The sequence below is a fragment of the Trinickia sp. genome (assembly GCF_051953405.1).
Lineage (GTDB): Bacteria > Pseudomonadota > Gammaproteobacteria > Burkholderiales > Burkholderiaceae > Trinickia.
Map to the genome: position 1 here is coordinate 38,303 of NZ_JBQCIV010000018.1, position 17,713 is coordinate 56,015.

The 17,713-nt window shown below is 64.1% G+C and carries 17 protein-coding genes; 14 read left to right on the forward strand and 3 right to left on the reverse strand.

Features of this window, described 5'->3' with window-relative positions:
• Window positions 1-140: 140 nt before the first annotated feature.
• From dapC to ACTHN9_RS03585, 10 genes are all read left to right on the forward strand, one after another.
• On the forward strand, window positions 141-1,364 hold the full coding sequence (dapC, locus tag ACTHN9_RS03540; protein ID WP_440535366.1) for a succinyldiaminopimelate transaminase: 1,224 nt from the start codon (window positions 141-143) through the stop codon (window positions 1,362-1,364).
• 114 nt (window positions 1,365-1,478) lie between these two features.
• The gene (gene dapD / locus ACTHN9_RS03545) at window positions 1,479-2,306 is read left to right on the forward strand and encodes a 2,3,4,5-tetrahydropyridine-2,6-dicarboxylate N-succinyltransferase (protein WP_440535367.1); all 828 of its coding nucleotides are present in this window, start codon (window positions 1,479-1,481) and stop codon (window positions 2,304-2,306) included.
• Window positions 2,306-2,668, forward strand: a complete 363-nt coding sequence (locus tag ACTHN9_RS03550; protein ID WP_440535368.1) for an arsenate reductase — start codon at window positions 2,306-2,308, stop codon at window positions 2,666-2,668. Before dapD ends, ACTHN9_RS03550 begins: the two co-directional genes overlap by 1 nt.
• Window positions 2,669-2,818: 150 nt before the next feature.
• The gene (gene dapE, locus ACTHN9_RS03555; RefSeq protein WP_440535369.1) at window positions 2,819-3,958 is read left to right on the forward strand and encodes a succinyl-diaminopimelate desuccinylase; all 1,140 of its coding nucleotides are present in this window, start codon (window positions 2,819-2,821) and stop codon (window positions 3,956-3,958) included.
• 31 nt (window positions 3,959-3,989) lie between these two features.
• Window positions 3,990-4,877, forward strand: coding sequence for a 50S ribosomal protein L3 N(5)-glutamine methyltransferase (gene prmB / locus ACTHN9_RS03560; RefSeq protein WP_440535370.1), 888 nt, complete (start codon window positions 3,990-3,992; stop codon window positions 4,875-4,877).
• Between the two features lie 46 nt (window positions 4,878-4,923).
• Window positions 4,924-5,700: a lysoplasmalogenase gene (locus ACTHN9_RS03565; protein ID WP_440535371.1), complete on the forward strand. Its 777-nt coding sequence runs from the start codon at window positions 4,924-4,926 to the stop codon at window positions 5,698-5,700.
• A 147-nt stretch (window positions 5,701-5,847) separates the two neighbouring features.
• On the forward strand, window positions 5,848-7,299 hold the full coding sequence (gene cls, locus ACTHN9_RS03570) for a cardiolipin synthase (protein WP_440535372.1): 1,452 nt from the start codon (window positions 5,848-5,850) through the stop codon (window positions 7,297-7,299).
• Between the two features lie 254 nt (window positions 7,300-7,553).
• Window positions 7,554-8,036 carry a type VI secretion system tube protein TssD gene (gene tssD, locus ACTHN9_RS03575; protein ID WP_440535373.1) on the forward strand — a complete coding sequence of 161 codons (483 nt, stop codon included), beginning with the start codon at window positions 7,554-7,556 and terminating at the stop codon, window positions 8,034-8,036.
• A gap of 15 nt (window positions 8,037-8,051) precedes the next feature.
• Complete coding sequence (locus tag ACTHN9_RS03580; RefSeq protein WP_440535374.1) at window positions 8,052-8,570, forward strand: DUF2778 domain-containing protein; 519 nt, start codon at window positions 8,052-8,054, stop codon at window positions 8,568-8,570.
• Complete coding sequence (locus ACTHN9_RS03585) at window positions 8,551-8,817, forward strand: hypothetical protein (protein WP_440535375.1); 267 nt, start codon at window positions 8,551-8,553, stop codon at window positions 8,815-8,817. The genes ACTHN9_RS03580 and ACTHN9_RS03585 overlap by 20 nt, the downstream gene beginning before the upstream one ends.
• A 186-nt stretch (window positions 8,818-9,003) precedes the next feature.
• On the opposite strand, the gene ACTHN9_RS03590 is transcribed toward ACTHN9_RS03585, so the two are convergent.
• Window positions 9,004-9,483: a glutathione peroxidase gene (locus ACTHN9_RS03590; RefSeq protein WP_440535376.1), complete on the reverse strand. Its 480-nt coding sequence runs from the start codon at window positions 9,481-9,483 to the stop codon at window positions 9,004-9,006.
• 124 nt (window positions 9,484-9,607) lie between these two features.
• Between ACTHN9_RS03590 and ACTHN9_RS03595 the strand changes: the two genes are divergently transcribed.
• Together ACTHN9_RS03595 and ACTHN9_RS03600 are read left to right on the forward strand one after the other, a co-directional pair.
• Window positions 9,608-11,560 carry an ATP-binding cassette domain-containing protein gene (locus ACTHN9_RS03595; RefSeq protein ID WP_440535377.1) on the forward strand — a complete coding sequence of 651 codons (1,953 nt, stop codon included), beginning with the start codon at window positions 9,608-9,610 and terminating at the stop codon, window positions 11,558-11,560.
• 95 nt (window positions 11,561-11,655) lie between these two features.
• Window positions 11,656-12,771 carry a CaiB/BaiF CoA transferase family protein gene (locus tag ACTHN9_RS03600; protein WP_440535431.1) on the forward strand — a complete coding sequence of 372 codons (1,116 nt, stop codon included), beginning with the start codon at window positions 11,656-11,658 and terminating at the stop codon, window positions 12,769-12,771.
• A 42-nt stretch (window positions 12,772-12,813) separates the two neighbouring features.
• Here the strand turns inward: ACTHN9_RS03600 and radA are convergent, their stop codons facing one another.
• On the reverse strand, window positions 12,814-14,190 hold the full coding sequence (gene radA / locus ACTHN9_RS03605) for a DNA repair protein RadA (protein WP_440535378.1): 1,377 nt from the start codon (window positions 14,188-14,190) through the stop codon (window positions 12,814-12,816).
• A 67-nt stretch (window positions 14,191-14,257) separates the two neighbouring features.
• Window positions 14,258-15,328 (reverse strand): alanine racemase, encoded by a 1,071-nt coding sequence (gene alr, locus ACTHN9_RS03610; protein ID WP_440535379.1) that lies wholly within the window; start codon window positions 15,326-15,328, stop codon window positions 14,258-14,260.
• A 219-nt stretch (window positions 15,329-15,547) separates the two neighbouring features.
• Here alr and lplT point away from each other — a divergent pair, with 219 nt between their 5' ends.
• Window positions 15,548-16,855 (forward strand): lysophospholipid transporter LplT, encoded by a 1,308-nt coding sequence (gene lplT / locus ACTHN9_RS03615; RefSeq protein WP_440535380.1) that lies wholly within the window; start codon window positions 15,548-15,550, stop codon window positions 16,853-16,855.
• 29 nt (window positions 16,856-16,884) lie between these two features.
• Window positions 16,885-17,694 carry a bifunctional hydroxymethylpyrimidine kinase/phosphomethylpyrimidine kinase gene (gene thiD / locus ACTHN9_RS03620; RefSeq protein WP_440535381.1) on the forward strand — a complete coding sequence of 270 codons (810 nt, stop codon included), beginning with the start codon at window positions 16,885-16,887 and terminating at the stop codon, window positions 17,692-17,694.
• Window positions 17,695-17,713 lie beyond the last annotated feature (19 nt).

The following is a 17,713-nucleotide window of genomic DNA, read 5'->3' on the forward strand; positions in this document are numbered from 1 at the left end:
GCGCCCTCGCGAGCGCGGCCGCCGCGCCCGTGGAAGGCCCGGCCCGACGGCGTCGGCCACGCTATAATGACGCCCTTTTCCGCAGAGGACGGCGCGCGATACCCGCGCACCTAGCGCCACTCAAGCGCGTCCTCGCCAACATGCCCGCCGAGCCCGACGTGAACCCGCTACTCGACCGCCTCCAGCCCTATCCGTTCGAAAAGCTGCGCGCCCTGCTGAATGGCGCCACGCCGCCCGCCCATTTGCCGCCTATCAGCTTCGGCATCGGCGAGCCGAAACACGCCACGCCCGCCTTGATCCGCGAGGCCGTGGTCGCCTCGCTCGATACGCTCTCGAGCTATCCCGCCACGATCGGCACGAACGCCCTGCGCGAGTCCATCGCGGCTTGGGCGATGCGTCGCTACGGCCTGCCCGCGCTCGATCCGACTACCGAGGTGCTGCCCGTTTCGGGCTCGCGCGAGGCGCTGTTCGCCCTCGCCCAGACGGTCGTGGACGGCACTCGCCCCGGCGCCATCGTGCTGTGCCCGAATCCGTTCTATCAGATCTACGAAGGCGCGGCGCTGCTCGCGGGCGCCGAGCCGTATTTCGTCAACAGCGATCCGGCGCGCAACTTCGCGTGCGATTACGCGCAAGTGCCCGACGACATCTGGGCACGCACGCAATTGCTGTATGTCTGCTCGCCGGGCAATCCGACCGGCGCGGTGCTCACGCTGGACGATTGGCGCGAGCTGTTCGCGTTGTCCGACAAACACGGGTTCGTGATTGCGTCGGACGAATGCTATTCCGAGATCTATTTCGAAGAAGCCGCGCCGCCGCTCGGCGGCCTGCAAGCGGCGCACGCGCTCGGCCGCGGCTTCGAACGGCTGATCATGCTGTCGAGCTTGTCCAAGCGCTCGAACGTGCCCGGCATGCGCTCGGGCTTCGTCGCGGGCGACGCGGCCCTCTTGAAGCGCTTTCTGCTCTATCGCACGTATCACGGCGCGGCGCTCTCGCCCGTCTATCAAGCGGCCAGCGTCGCGGCCTGGGGCGACGAGGCGCACGTGCGCGACAATCGCGCCAAGTACGTCGCCAAGTTTTCGACGGTCACGCCGATGCTGGCCGAGGTGCTCGACGTCCGGCTGCCCGACGCCGCGTTCTATCTGTGGGCGAACGTCGAGCGCACGGGCCTCACCGACACCGAGTTCGCCCAGCGCCTGTACGCCGACTATAATGTCACGGTTCTGCCCGGCTCATATCTGGCGCGCACCGCGCACGGCGTGAATCCAGGCCGTCAATTCGTTCGCATGGCGCTCGTGGCCGATGCGAACGAATGCGTCGATGGCGCCAAACGCATCGTCGATTTTTGCCGCGGCCTCGCGCGCTGATCCGCGCCGAAGCGCGCGGCAGCGGCAAGCGCCGGCGTGCAGCCGGCGCGATGCCTCCCCTAGCCCTTGCGCCACACCCGTCATCTTCCGATTTCATTTAGCCAAACTACCGCCATGTCGCAACACATTCAGAGCATCATCGACAACGCCTGGGAAAACCGTGCCGAGCTGTCGCCGAAGGCAGCGCCGGCCGAAGTACGCGACGCCGTCGCGCACGCGATCGAACAGCTCGACAAGGGGCTTTTGCGCGTCGCCGAAAAGAAGGACGGCCAGTGGGTCGTCAACCAATGGCTGAAGAAGGCCGTGCTGCTCTCGTTCCGGCTCGAGGATAACGTCCCGATGCCCGCCGGCGGCTATTCCCAGTTCTACGACAAGGTGCCCTCGAAGTTCGCGAACTACACGGCTGAGGATTTCGCGGCCGGCGGTTTCCGCGTCGTGCCGCCCGCGATCGCGCGCCGCGGTTCGTTCATCGCCAAGAACGTCGTGTTGATGCCGTCGTACACGAACATCGGCGCGTATGTCGACGAAGGCACGATGGTCGACACCTGGGCCACCGTGGGCTCGTGCGCACAGATCGGCAAGAACGTGCACCTGTCGGGCGGCGTCGGCATCGGCGGCGTGCTCGAGCCGCTGCAGGCGAACCCCGTCATCATCGAAGACAACTGCTTCATCGGCGCGCGCTCGGAAGTGGTCGAAGGCGTGATCGTCGGTGAAAACTCGGTCATCTCGATGGGCGTCTATCTGGGCCAAAGCACGAAGATCTACGATCGCGAAACGGGCGAAGTCACCTACGGTTATGTGCCGCCGGGTTCGGTCGTCGTCGCCGGCAACTTGCCCTCGAAGGACGGCTCGCACAGCCTGTACTGCGCGGTGATCGTCAAGAAGGTCGACGCCAAGACGCGCGCCAAGGTCGGTCTGAACGAACTGCTGCGGGGTGATTGATGAGCGCGCCGCGCACCGTCGTCTATGGCATTCCGAACTGCGACACCGTCAAGAAGGCACGGACTTGGCTGGAATCGCACGGCGTCGCCTTCGAGTTCCACGACTTCAAGAAGGCGGGGCTGACCGCCTCGCTCGTCAAGGCGTGGCTCGGCGACGTACCGCTCGAGATCTTGCTGAACCGCCGCGGCACGACCTGGCGCGGCTTGCCCGACGACGCGAAATCCGCGGCGGAAACCGAACAAGGCGCGATCGCATTGATGGTCGAGAAACCGTCGGTGGTGAAGCGGCCCGTTGTCGTCATGGACGGCCGCGTGAAATCGGTCGGCTTTTCCGCTGACGAATACGCGGCGCTGTTCGCTTAAGCGCCGCACCGCAAGGCGCCGCGTGCGAACTCGACGTTAGCCGGTCGGCCGAGTTCGATTCGCACGGGGTGTCGCGAGACAATACGAGCATTGCCTGCCGGCGCCGACCGCCGGCATTTTTTTATCGAGAACGAAACGGTCTTTGAACCCATGTCCGGCACCCTTGCCCTCACCGAACAACTGATCGCGCGCGCGTCGGTCACCCCTGACGATCAACACTGCCAAAAGCTGCTGATCGAGCGGCTGGAAGCAGCCGGCTTTACCTGCGAGACGATCGAATCGCACGGCGTCACGAACCTATGGGCCGTCAAGCGCGGCACGCAGGGCGCGAGCGGCAAACTGCTCGCGTTCGCCGGCCATACCGATGTGGTACCCACGGGCCCGCTCGAGCAGTGGAGTTCGCCGCCGTTCGTGCCGACGCACCGCGACGGCAAGCTATTCGGCCGCGGCGCGGCCGATATGAAAACGTCGATCGCCGGCTTCATCGTCGCGAGCGAGGAGTTCGTGGCCGCGCATCCGAACCATCGCGGCTCGATTGCGTTTTTGATCACGAGCGACGAGGAAGGCCCGGCCACCGACGGCACCGTGAAGGTCGTCGAGGCCCTGAAGGCTCGCGGCGAAACGCTCGATTACTGCATCGTCGGCGAGCCGACGTCCACGCATACGCTGGGCGACGTCGTGAAGAACGGCCGGCGCGGGTCGATGTCGGGCAAGCTCGTCGTCAAAGGCGTGCAAGGTCACATCGCCTATCCGCACTTGGCACGCAATCCGATTCATCTGCTGGCACCGGCGCTGGCCGAACTCGTGGCCGAGCACTGGGACGAAGGCAACGAATATTTCCCGCCCACCACGTGGCAAGTCTCGAATCTGCACAGCGGCACCGGCGCAAGCAACGTGATTCCGGGCCGCGCGGAACTCTCGTTCAACTTCCGCTTTTCGACGGCGAGCACCGTGCAAGGGCTGCAGCAGCGGGTCCATGCGATTTTGGACAAGCATGGGCTCGATTACGATCTCGATTGGACCGTGAGCGGCTTGCCGTTCCTCACCCCGCGAGGCGAACTGTCGGACGCGCTGGCGCAAGCGATCAAGGACGAAACCGGTGTCGCGACGGAGCTGTCGACAACGGGCGGCACCTCCGACGGGCGCTTCATCGCACGCATCTGCAAGCAAGTCGTCGAATTCGGTCCGCCGAACGGCAGCATCCACAAGATCGACGAGCATATCGAACTCGCTTTCGTCGATCCGTTGAAAAACATCTACCGGCGCGTACTCGAAGCGCTGATCGCATGACGAGCCCCGGACCGTACGAGGAGAAGCCGAGATGACCACGCCGTTTCGCACCTTGCGCGACTTGCTGCGCTATGCAGTGTCGCGCTTCAATCAAGCCGAACTCGCCTTCGGGCATGGCAGCGCGAACGCCTACGACGAAGCCGCCTATCTGATTTTGCATACGCTGCGTCTGCCGCTCGACACGCTCGATCCGTTCCTGGACGCGCGCCTGCTCGACGACGAAATCGATGCCGTGCTCAAGGTGATCGAGCGCCGCGCGACGCAGCACGTCCCCGCGGCCTACATCACGCAAGAGGCCTGGATGCACGGCCTGCGCTTTTACGTGGACGAGCGCGTGATCGTGCCGCGTTCGTTCATCGGCGAGCTGCTCGAGGACGGCCTGCAACCGTACGTGGCCGATCCCGACGAGGTCGGTGCCGTGCTCGAGCTGTGCACGGGCTCGGGCTGTCTTGCGATCCTTGCCGCGCAGGCGTTCCCGAATGCCGACATCGACGCCGTCGATATTTCGCATAACGCGCTGGAAGTCGCGCATATCAACGTGAACGATTACGCGCTGAGCGATCGCATCGCCCTGTTCGAAGGCGATTTGTTCGCGCCGCTGCCCGAACGCCGGTACAACGTCATCATCGCCAACCCGCCCTACGTCAACAGCACATCGATGGATGCGCTGCCGGCCGAGTACCGGCACGAGCCGGAACTCGCGCTGGCGGGCGGCGAGGACGGCATGGATGTCGTGCGCCGCATCATCAAGGAAGCGCGCAACTGGCTGACTGACGACGGCCTGCTCGTCGTGGAAATCGGCAACGAGCGCGCCAATGTCGAGGCGGCATTCGGCGGTCTCGATCTCGTGTGGCTCTCGACGAGCGCTGGCGACGATACGGTGTTCCTGATCCAAGCCGGCGATTTGCCGGCCGTTTAGCGCGCGTTCGACGCCTGATCGCCTTTCATCGGCGGCCCCCGCGCCTATGTCCCCTCCCGAACCGACGCCTGTCGGCGAACACGACCGCGACGCGGACGACCGCGATCGCGATCGCGGCGGCCTCGGCGAGTCTGCCAACCCGGCCGAGAGCGCTGAGTCGCAAACGCGCCGCCTATGGCTGATCGCGGCCGGCGCGGGCCTGGCCTATGGCGTGTCGCTGCGCGACGCCCCGTATCCGGACCAGGCGGCGGCCAAGGTGTTGATGTGCGCATTGTTGTTCCTCGCTTGTGCGCGCCATGAGCCGTTGACCGAACGGCTGCGGTTGATGGCGGCCTTGGCGGCATCGGCTGTGGGCGACGCCCTGCTCGCCCTGCCGCAACTGACGTTTTCGTTTGTCGGAGGCCTCGGCGCGTTTCTGGTTGCGCATTTGGCGTATTGCGCCTTGCTCGCGCCGTCTGCCGTGGGCGCTGGACGCTGGCGCGGCGTCGCGCTTTGGCGGCGCGCAATCGTCGCCTTGCTCTGGGCGATTGCCGTCGCGATGTACTTCGTCTTCCTGCCGCATCTAGGACCGCTAGCCCTTCCCGTCGCGCTCTATATGCTCGCGCTGTGCGCCATGGCGAGCTTCGCCGTGTTGGCAAGGCCTGGCGGTCTGGCCCTGCCCCTTGGCGGTCTCGCATTCGTCGCCTCCGACGCCATGATCGGCATCGACCGCTTCCTCGGCGCGTTCCCAGGCAGCGGCTACGCGATCTGGTTCACGTATGCGCTGGCACAGGTGTCGATCGTTGCCGGCGTCCTGCGCGTCCTACATTCCGACGCGCGTTGACGACCGACGCGCCCCGCAGCGGCGAATCGCCTACGGCCATAGCGAATAACCCTGCCCTAAATCCGGCGCTTCGGTAAGATGCACAGGGATCGTACGCCGCGGCACGCGGTGTATCGGACACGCGCACCGATCTCTGAACAACCGCTCATGCAATTCGACTGGCTTTCTTTAGGCAGCCTGATCTTCGCCGCACACGTGCTCGGCCTCATTGCCGCTGGCCACGCCATTCTCAACACGCGCACGTCGCAAGGTGCGATCGCTTGGGCCGTCTCGCTCGTCGCCGTGCCCTACGTCACGCTCATCCCCTATCTCTTCTTGGGGCGGAGCAAGTTCTCCGGCTATGTCGACAAGCGTCGCATCGAGAGCGAACTGCTGCGTACCCGGGCCCATCCGAGCGCTTGGGATACCCGTGCGTCGTCGATGGGACGCCCGGCCGACGCACTCGGCCATGCCGTCGTGCGTGCGCTGACGCGTCTGTCCGGCATGCCGTTCCTGCCCGGCAACCACGTGCGCACGCTCGTGAACGGCGAAGCGACGTTCGCGGCGATCCTCGATGCGATCGAACAAGCCCGCCATTACGTGCTGATTCAATTTTTCATCGTTCGCGACGACGCCCTCGGCGAAAAGCTCAAGACGCTGCTGCTTGCGAAAGCGGCGCAAGGCGTGCGCGTCTGCTTCCTTTACGACAGCATCGGCAGCTTCGATTTGCCGCAGCGGTATGTCTCGGCGTTGCTCGAAGGCGGCGTGCAGATGCATCCGTTCGCGACGAATCGGCGCTTCGTCAATCGTTTCCAACTGAACTTCCGCAATCATCGGAAAATCGTCGTCGTCGACGGCGAGCGAGCGTTCGTCGGCGGCCACAACGTCGGCGTCGAATATCTCGGCGGCAATCCGCGCCTATCGCCCTGGCGCGACACGCATATCGAGCTGCGCGGTCCGGTGGTTGCGAGCGTGCAGTTCGTGTTTATCGAGGATTGGCATTGGGCGACGCAACAGCTGCCGCGGCTCGAACCGTCGCAGGCCGAAGCACCGCATGCCGCGGACGATGCCGACATGCATTGCCTCGTCGTCGCGCCGGGGCCGGCCGACAAAGAGGAAACGGGTTCATTGTTTTTCGTCGAGGCGATCAACGCGGCGCAAAAGCGAATTTGGATCACGACGCCGTATCTCGTGCCCGACGAGGCCGTGTTCTCGGCCTTGCGGCTCGCCGTCATGCGCGATGTCGACGTGCGCATTCTGATCCCGAGCCGGCGCGACCATTACGTTGTGTTCGAGGCGTCGAAGCTTTATGCGCACGATTTGATTCGCGCCGGCGTGCGGATCTTCCGCTACGGGCCGGGGTTCTTGCACCAAAAGGTCGTCCTGATCGACGACGTGGCCGCGGCGATCGGCAGCGCCAATCTCGACAACCGTTCGTTCCGGCTCAACTTCGAAATCATGGTGCTGACGATCGACCATGCTTTCGCCGCGGAGGTCGAAGCGATGCTCACGCAAGATTTCGGGCAAGCGTGGGAAGTGAGCCGCCACGAATACCGCAACGCGTCGGCGCTGCGGCGCATCGTCATGCATGTGGCGCGGTTGTTCTCGCCGATTTTGTAGGGGCACGGCGCTAAGCCACTTCGAATAACAGGACAGCGCCTCGGGGCTGGTCGTTCCCAACCGCGATGGCGATACGGCTGGGAAGCACGCCATCAGCGCCCGCCGATAAGCTCGTGATATGCCTCGGCAGCCATGTCACGTTCAAACCGTCCGATTTTTTGCGAAACCTAGCTTTCTTCGTTCGCCTTCCGATTAGCCTGTCTCGTCAGCCAACGCGCTAAGGCTTTAAAGCGCTAACCGATGAGGAACAGCAAATGGGAATTCCAGCATACATGTGGCTCAGAGACGACGGCGGCTCTACGATCCGCGGCTCATCCACCGTCGATGGACGCGAAGGCAGCATCGAAATCATCGGGTTCGGCCATGGTCTCAATCTGCCAGTCGACGGCCAGAGCGGCAAAATCACGGGCCCGCGCATGCATTCGCCGATGCACATCGAAAAAGCGTTCGATGCTGCCACGCCCTACCTGTATAAGGCTGTCGCGACCGGCCAGACGCTCGAATCGGCAAATGTACGCTGGTACCGAATCAACGACGCCGGGCGCGAGGAGGAGTACTTTTCGATGTCGCTTGAAGACGTTAGGATCACCGGCATCAATCCGGTGATGCCCAATATCAAGACCGCCGGTGCGTCTCAGATCAACCACATCGAATCGATATCGCTGCTCTATGAACGCATCACCTGGCATTATAAGGACGGCAATATTAGGTTCACCGATTCATGGCTTGATCGATAAATGGCGGCGAGCTCCATGCCGATACACGGAAAATTCATCGTCAATAGCGAGCACCTCGCACCACTCATGATGTTTGGCGTAGGCGCCTTCATGGCTTTTTCAGGGAACGGCCCGTACCGAAATCGCGGCGGCTGCACTGCGATCCCTAACAACGGCCCCATCCCCGCAGGGAAATACTGGATTGTCGATCGTCCAAGAGGTGGCCTCCGATCGAGAACACAGGCTTGGTTAAGCGATGCCTTCAATTCAGTGCGTGGCACTCCCTCCTATCGCGACGAATGGTTTGCGTTGTATCGCGACGATGGCCTGGTCGATGATCACACTTGGGTGGATCTCGTCAAACGTGGCAATTTCCGACTACACCCAACTGGAGGCCAAGGGCGCTCGCTAGGATGTATTACCTTGGCGAGCTATGTCGACTACCAGAGCATTCGGCGAGCACTGCTAAGCACGACCACCACCCCGGCGGGAAACTCCGGAATAAAAGCGTACGGCTGGATCGAGGTGACGGCTTATGGCAATGCTTGCCCGTAAATTTGCCAAAACCGCTCTCTTTGCTTCGCTACTATTTATATCGATAAGATATATTTATGGCCCATTGTCGCTCAAGCAGAAATGGAACCAGGATTACTCCCTTACCGTCGCAGAGGCGCTTGGCTTTCGTGACATCGAGCTTTTCGATGTTGCCTTCGGCTCATGTACGAGCGCAGTCGCTGCGTTTGCAATTTATGTGGTCTTAATGTTTATTTTTCGACATATTCACGAAAGACAGCACCTTTGACCGCGCAACGCGGCGCCTCATCTGCCGAAGCAGCGCACACGCGCCTACTCGAGTACGCACGGGGCAAGATATCCAACACGGGCAGCATGCCACTCTGCCCGTGTCCGTCCGGTGCCGAGGCATACAACCGAACACCGATGAACTCGAAGAATCGAAACGGTCCAATCAGCCAGCAATGGCACCCCCTCAAAGCAACGCCTCGATATCCGCCGCGATCGTCTCCGGCGTCGTTTTCGGCGCATATCGCTTCAGCACCTTGCCTTGACGGTCGACGAGAAACTTCGTGAAGTTCCACTTGATCCACCTCGTCCCCAGCAGCCCTCGCGCTTCGCCGGTCAGGTAGCGAAACAACGGGTGCGCGTCGGGCCCTTTCACATCGACCTTCTCGAACAACGGAAACGTCACGCCGAAATTCTTTTCGCAGAAGCTGCCGATTTGGGCCGCATCGCCCGGCTCCTGCTTGCCGAATTGGTTGCACGGGAACCCAAGCACCTCGAACCCGCGTCCGCCGAACCGTTCCTGCAGCCGCTGCAAGCCAGCATACTGCGGCGTGAACCCGCATTCGCTGGCCGTATTGACGATCAGCAGCACCTTGCCGCGGTAGCGGTCCAGCCCAACCGGCTCGCCGCCCAGCGTCCGGGCGGAAAACGTATAAAGCGTACTCACCAGGTCGCCTCCAAAGGAAAAACGCAAGTCTATGCGAAAGCGCCCGCGGCCGCCCGAAGCAAGGTTGGCACAGACGATGCGCGCGAGCGTCTAAAATAGCGCTTTTCGAGCTGCCGGCCCCGTCGTGATCCGTTTCAATCAATTCAGCCTCGCCCGCGGCGTCAAGCCGCTTTTCGATGCCACCTCGTTCACGCTGAATCCCGGCGAAAAGGCCGGACTCGTCGGCGCCAACGGCGCGGGCAAGTCCACTTTGTTCTCGGTCCTGCGAGGCGAACTCCATCCCGACGCGGGCGACTTCTCGCTGCCGCCCGCCTGGCGCATCGCGCACGTCGCCCAGGAGACGCCCGCCGCCGAGAAAACCGCGCTCGAGTACACGCTCGACGGCGATGCGGCCTTGCGCGAAATCGAAGCACGTATCGCCCAAGCCGAGGCCGACCACGACGGCGACGCGCTCGGACACGCGCACGCGGCCTTCGCCGACGCCGACGGCTACACCGCCCCGGCCCGCGCCGAGGCGTTGTTGCTCGGCCTCGGTTTCACGCTTGCGCAAACGCGAGAACAGGTGGCCAGCTTTTCGGGCGGGTGGCGCATGCGCTTGAATCTGGCGCAAGCACTCATGTGCCGGTCCGATCTGCTGCTGCTCGACGAACCCACGAACCACTTGGATCTCGACGCCATCGTCTGGCTCGAAGACTGGCTCGCCCGCTACCCGGGCACGCTCGTGATCATTTCGCACGATCGCGAATTCCTCGATTCGGTCTGCAACGTCACGCTGCATCTCGAGAACCGCCAGGTGAAGCGCTACGGCGGCAACTACTCGCAGTTCGAGATCCTGCGCGCGCAGCAGCTTGCTCTGCAGCAAAACGCCTACGAGAAGCAGCAAAAGACGATCGCCCACCTGCAAAGCTTCATCGATCGCTTCAAAGCGAAGGCGACCAAAGCTCGCCAAGCGCAGAGCCGGATGAAGGCGCTCGAAAAGATGGAGCGGATCGCCCCCGCGCATGCGGCTTCTGCGTTCACCTTCGAGTTCCGCACGCCCGATTCCGCGCCCAATCCGATGCTGGTCATGGAAGATGTGCGCTGCGGCTATCGCACGGACGATGGCCTCGACATTCCGATTCTCGACGGCGTGACATTGTCGGTTCAGAACGGTCAGCGTATCGGCCTGCTCGGCGCGAACGGCCAGGGCAAGTCGACGCTCGTCAAGACGCTTGCGGGGACGCTCGACGCGCTCGGCGGCACGATGCGCGCGGGCCGCGGCCTGGCGATCGGCTACTTCGCTCAGCACCAGTTGGAAACCTTGCGGCCCGACGATTCCCCCCTCGCGCATCTGGCCCGCATCGCGCCCGACACGCGCGAGCAGGAGCTGCGCGATTTCCTCGGCGGCTTCAATTTCTCGGGCGATATGGCCTCCTCTCCGATCGCTCCGTTTTCGGGCGGCGAGAAAGCGCGGCTTGCGCTGGCGCTGATCATCTGGCAAAAGCCGAATCTGCTCTTGCTCGACGAACCGACGAACCACCTCGATCTCGAAACGCGGCATGCACTGACCATGGCGCTCGCGCAATTCGAAGGCACGCTGATCCTCGTTTCGCACGATCGACATCTGCTGCGCGCGAGCACGGATCAGTTCATGCTCGTGGCGAAGCACCGTTTGCAACCGTTCGACGGCGACCTCGACGACTACCGCGACTGGCTGCTGCAACACGCGGCCGACACGCGTGCGGCGGCCAAGGCCGCAAGCCAAGCGAGCGGATCCGGCGAAAGCGCTCGCACGAGCGAGACGGCTGCCGGCAACCGCAAGGACCAGCGCCGGCAGGAAGCCGAAGCGCGCCAGAAGCTCGCTCACCTGAAAAAGCCGCTGCAAACGCGTATCGCGAAGCTCGAAAAGGAGATGGATGCGCTGGGGACGGAAAAGGCGACGCTCGATGCGTTCGTCGCCGCGCCCGAGAGCTACGAGCCTGCCATGAAAGCCAAGTTGACCGACGCGCTCAAGCGCCAAGGCGAAGTCCATGCTCGCCTAGAAGCGCTGGAAGCCGAATGGCTCGAGGCGCAGGAGGAACTCGAACAAATCGGCTGAGGCCCGCCGCGGCCGGCGGCGTGCTCGGCCCGTTCGCCCGAGAATCGGGCCGGGCAAGAACCGACAGGAGGTCTACGTTGACGACCGATGCTCCGCTGCAAGGTTTGCGTGTACTCGATCTCACCCGCCTGCTGCCTGGCCCGCTTGCCACGCTGCGGCTAGCGGAACTTGGCGCCGACGTCCTCAAGATCGAGGAACCCGGCACCGGCGATCCGGCGCGCGCCATGATGCAAGCGCCGGCCGACCGTGCGAGCGGCGTGCCGAGCGCGTTTTATCGTCTCGTCAATCGAGGCAAGCGCGAGACGCGGCTCGACTTGAAGTCCGAAACGGGCCGCACGGTCTTACGCGCGCTCGTGCGCGAATCGCACGTGCTCGTGGAAAGCTTCCGGCCTGGGGTCATGGACAAACTCGGGCTCGATTACCGGAGTCTGGCCAAGGTCAACCCCAAGCTCGTCTATTGCTCGATCACCGGCTACGGGGCGGCCGGCCCGTTCTCGCAGCGGCCCGGGCACGACCTGAACTATCTGGCCTACGCCGGGGTGCTCGACCAACTATCGGCGCCGGACGGCACCCCCATCGTTCCGAACATTCAGATCGCCGATTTGCTCGGCGGCGCGCTGCCGGCCGTCACGCGTATCCTTGCGGCGCTGTGGCGCGTTTCGCGCGGCGGCGACGGCGCGTTCGTCGATGTCTCGATGACGCATTCGATCCATGCCCACAACATCGCCGCCAGGGCCACGCTCGAGAATGCCGATCGGGCCGCCCCGTCCAGCCTCGACGAATTGCAGGCGGGCCACGGGCTACTCAACGGCGGCGTGCCCTGCTACAACGTCTACCGGACGGCCGACGACCGGTGGCTCGCCGTGGGCGCACTCGAATTGAAGTTCTGGGAGCGGCTGTGCCGCGCCTTGGGCCGGCCCGATTGGGCCTCGCGGCATTGGAGCTTGGGCCAGGTCATCGGCGGCCCCGATGCCATTGCGCTGACGCAGGAATTGGCCCGCCACATCGCCACGCATAGGCTCAAGACGTGGATCGAATTGCTCGAGCCGCGCGATTGCTGCGTGTCGCCCGTGCTGACGGTCGAGGAAGCCCGCGCACATGTGCTGTTCCAACCGGCCCAAGCGGCTCAAGCGGCTCAAGCGGCTCAAGCGGCCCCTCCGGCCCGACCGGCGACGTCCGCGCGACCGAGCAAGCCTGACGACGATCGGTGAAACGTGCGCCGGACTCGGAGCCCAAGCCCGGCGCTGCGCGGCTTATTCGAGTTCCTTGATCCGGTCGATCGCCTGCTCGATTCGATCGACGGCCAACACCTGCAACCCATCGATTGCTTGCTTCGGCGCATTCGCCTTCGGAATCAATGCCGCCGTGAAGCCAAGCTTGGCCGCCTCTTTCAACCGCTCCTGACCGCGCGGCGACGGCCGGATTTCGCCGGCAAGACCCACTTCGCCGAACACGATCAAGCCTTTCGGCAGCGGCTTATTGCGCATCGACGAATGAATCGCGAGCAATACGGCCAGATCGGCAGCGGGCTCCGCGATCTTCACGCCGCCCACCGCATTGAGGAACACGTCTTGGTCGAAACACGCGATGCCGGCGTGGCGATGCAGCACGGCCAGCAGCATCGCCAGCCGGTTCTGCTCGAGCCCGACTGCCAGCCTGCGCGGATTGGGCACTTGCGCCGTATCCACCAGCGCTTGGATCTCCACGAGCAACGGACGTGAACCTTCTTGCGTGACGAGCACGCAAGAGCCGGGGACGATCTGCTCGTGTTGCGACAAGAACAAGGCCGATGGATTGGCGACGCCTCGCAGCCCGCGTTCGGTCATCGCGAATACGCCGAGTTCGTTCACGGCGCCGAACCGGTTCTTGAACGCGCGCACGAGCCGGAACGACGAGTGCGTATCGCCCTCGAAATACAGCACCGTATCCACGATGTGTTCGAGCACGCGCGGCCCCGCCAGGCTGCCTTCCTTCGTCACATGCCCGACCATGACAATGGTGGTACCCGACTGTTTCGCGATGCGCGTGAGCTGCGCCGCGCATTCGCGCACCTGTGCCACCGACCCGGGTGCCGAGGTGAGCGCTTCCGAATAGATCGTTTGGATCGAATCGACGACGGCGACGTCGGGTTGTTCGGCTTCGATTGCCGCTTGAATCTTTTCGAGCTGAATCTCGGCCAGCAATTTCAGATCGGCCGCCCGCGAGCCCGGCTCGAGCAGCGCCAGGCGCTGCGCGCGCAACCCGATTTGGGCCGCCGATTCCTCGCCGCTGATGTAGAGCGCGCTGCGCTCCTCCGACAGCGACGCCAGCGATTGCAGCAGCAAGGTGGACTTGCCGATGCCCGGATCGCCACCGATCAGCACCACGCCGCCCGCGACGAAGCCGCCGCCGAGCACGCGGTCGAACTCGCCGATGCCCGTCGAGAAGCGCGGCACGTCGGCCGCTTCGATGTCGGCAAGCCGCTGCACGGGAGCGCTCTTGGCAAGCGACTGAAAGCGATGCGCGCCGGGGCTCGGCGCGACCGTCTCGACGAGGGTATTCCAAGCGCTGCAAGCAGGGCATTGCCCTTGCCACTTCGGCGATTGACCGCCGCATTCGGTACAGGTGTACGTCGTCTTCTGTTTTGCCACGCGCGGTCCTTAGCCGTTCTTTTTCATCGATCGCGAAGAGAGGAGGAAAAGCGAGACGCCGGATCGCTCATTCGGCCAGCACGGGCACACGCTGCGCCACCGCGCAGGTCAGCTCGTAGCCGATCGTGCCGCACGCGCGGGCCACGTCGTCGACCGGCAACTGCGCTCCCCACAGTTCAACGCGCGAGCCGACATTCGCGGCCGGGCAAGGCGTGAGATCGACCGTGAGCATATCCATCGACACGCGCCCGATCAGACGCGTACGGACGCCGTCGACGATGATGGGCGTGCCCTCGGGCGCACAGCGCAGATAGCCGTCCGCATAGCCGCACGCCACGACGCCGATCCGCATCGGCCCCGGCGCCGTGAAGGCCGATCCGTAGCCAACGGTCTGTCCCTTTGCGAGCGTTTGCACGGCAATCAGCTCGGATGCGAGCGTCATGGCGGGCTGCAACCCGACCCCGTCGACGTCGGCCGTCACCCCGGTGGGCGATGCGCCGTAGAGAATGATCCCCGGCCGTACCCAATCGAAATGCGCTCGGGGATGCCACAGCGTGGCCGCCGAGTTCGATAGGCTGCGCGCACCGGCGATGCCCTCGGCGCCCCGCTCGAAGGCGTCGATCTGGTGCTCGATCCCCCGTTCGCCGTCGGCATCCGAAAAATGGGTCATGAGCACGATCTGCCCGACACCGGGGCACGCGCGGGCCCGTTCCCACGCCGCGCGGAACTTCTCGGGCGTGTAGCCGAGCCGGTTCATGCCGCTGTTCATCTTCAACTGAACGTTGACGGGCTTGGACAAGCGCGCCATTTCCAGCATGCGCAGTTGCTCGTCGCTGTGCACGGTGGTGGTCAGGCTGTAGCGGTCGATGACGTCGATATCGGTGGGACGGAAAAAACCTTCCAGCAGAAGAATCGGGCCGGCCCATCCCAGCTCCCGCAATTTGACGGCCTCTTCGAGGTCGAGCAAGCCGAAGCCGTCCGTCGCCCGCAAGCCGGGAAACGCGCGGGCAAGCCCGTGCCCATAGGCGTTGGCCTTGACGACGGCCCATACTTTGGCCTTCGGGGCGTGGCGCCGGGCAACAGCGAGATTGTTGGCCAGGGCGGCGGTATGAATGGTGGCGAGAAGCGGGCGCGGCATGACGTTTTCTTTAGAGGCACAGGGCCATATCGGGATGGGATGGCGCATGATCCAACGCGCGGCGGGTAGCCGTGCGCCGTTCGGCCGGCGCGCCAGCCGTCCGAAGCCACCTATTTTCGTGATATAAAGCCGTGCGCACAACCCATTTCGAACGGCCTAAGTCCTAACGCGTCACTCGCGCCCGGGGAGGACGCGCCGCAAAGGACCGCACCGCATCAGATGAAAAAAGGTTTTTACTCCATCATGGCCGCGCAGTTTTTCTCGTCGCTGGCCGATAGCGCCCTTCTGATTGCCGCCATTGCACTGCTCAAAGATCTCCATGCCCCGAACTGGATGACACCGCTGCTCAAGCTGTTCTTCGTCCTGTCGTACGTCGTGCTGGCCGCTTTCGTCGGCGCGTTCGCGGATTCGCGGCCCAAAGGGCGCGTCATGTTCGCAACGAATACGATCAAGATCGTGGGCTGCTTCTTCATGATGGTCGGCGCGCACCCGCTTGCCGCGTATGGGGTCGTGGGCTTCGGCGCTGCCGCTTACTCGCCCGCCAAATACGGCATCTTGACCGAACTTCTACCGCCGGAGCGGCTCGTGGCGGCCAACGGCTGGATCGAAGGCACGACCGTCGCATCGATCATCTTGGGGACGGTGCTCGGCGGCGCCTTGATCAGCCCTCATATCGCCGCGCACGTGCTCAAGCACCACGTGCCCCTCGTCCATACCCCGGCCGAAGCGGCGATGCTCGTCATCATGGGCATCTATGTCGCCGCCGCGCTGTTCAACCTGAGCATTCCGGATACGGGCGCCCGCTACCCGAAGCAGCAACACGGGCCGATCAGGCTCATCACCGATTTCGCCGATTGCTTCGTGACCTTGTGGCGCGACAAGCTCGGCCAGATTTCGCTCGCCGTCACGACGTTGTTCTGGGGCGCCGGCGCCACGTTGCAGTTCATCGTGCTCAAATGGGCCGAGGTGTCGCTCGGCATGTCGTTGTCCGAAGGCGCGATCCTGCAGGCGATCGTCGCGGTCGGCGTGGCCGGCGGGGCGATGTTCGCGGCGGCGCGCGTGCCGCTCAAGAAATCGCTGTCGGTCCTGCCCGTCGGCATCGTCATGGGATTGGCCGTCATGGCCATGGCGTTTTATTCGCGCCAGCTCGTGCCCGCCAACTGGGGCTTTTACTTCGGTCGCTTGCACGTGCCCGGCTATCTGATCATTGCCTACTTGTTCTTGATGTTCGTGGGCGCCCTATCGGGTTTCTTCGTCGTGCCGATGAACGCGCTGCTGCAGCATCGCGGGCACGTCTTGCTCTCGGCCGGCCATTCGATCGCCGTGCAAAATTTCAACGAGAACCTGTCAGTGCTCGTCATGCTGTGTCTGTATGCCGTACTGGTCTGGTTGGACGTGCCCGTTTCCATCGTCATCGTCCTATTCGGCACCTTCGTTTGCCTCATGATGTGGCTCGTCATGCGGCGCCACCAAGCCAATCAACGCGCGTTCGATTCCGTCGCGCTGATCGGCGAAGTCAAACACTGAATCCCACGGCCGCTGCGCGGCCGCTCGCCATGCAAAGCCCCATCCATAACGTTTTGACGATCGCCGGCTCCGATTCCAGCGGCGGCGCCGGGATTCAGGCGGATCTGAAGACGTTCTCGGCGCTCGGCGTCTATGGAGCGAGCGTCGTCACGGCGTTGACGGCACAAAACACGCATGGCGTGCGCGCCGTGCACGCGCCCGACGGCGCGTTCGTCGCGGCGCAGCTCGATGCCGTATTCGACGATGTCCGTATCGACGCCGTGAAGATCGGGATGCTGGCGAACGCCGACATCGTGCGCGCGGTGGCCGCGGCGCTGCGGCGCTATCGGCCCGCGCGCGTCGTGCTCGATACCGTCATGCTCTCGAAGAACGGCCACGCGTTGCTCGCTCCCGACGCCGTCGCGGCGCTGCGCGAGGAACTGCTGCCGCTGGCGGGGCTCGTCACGCCGAACCTCGACGAAGCGGCCGCACTCGTCGGCGCAGACGCACCGGCTGCCGACGAAACCGCCATGCGGCAACAAGGGGAAGCGCTGCGCTCGCTCGGCGCGCGTGCCGTTCTCATCAAGGGGGGGCATCTGGGCGGCGCCGAGAGCCCCGATTGGCTCATCGACGAAACGGGTGCCTACCGTCTCGGCGCCGCGCGCGTCGAGGTCAAGCAGACCCACGGCACCGGCTGCACGCTCTCGGCGGCCATCGCGGCGCTCATCGTGCAGCGGCCCGACTGGCTCGGCGCCGTGACCGATGCGAAAACGTATCTAGTCGGCGCATTACGCGAAAGCCCACGCCTTGCGGTCGGCACGGGCATCGGCCCGCTCCATCATTTTTATCGGTGGTGGTGACGAGCGCACCGGCAAGGCC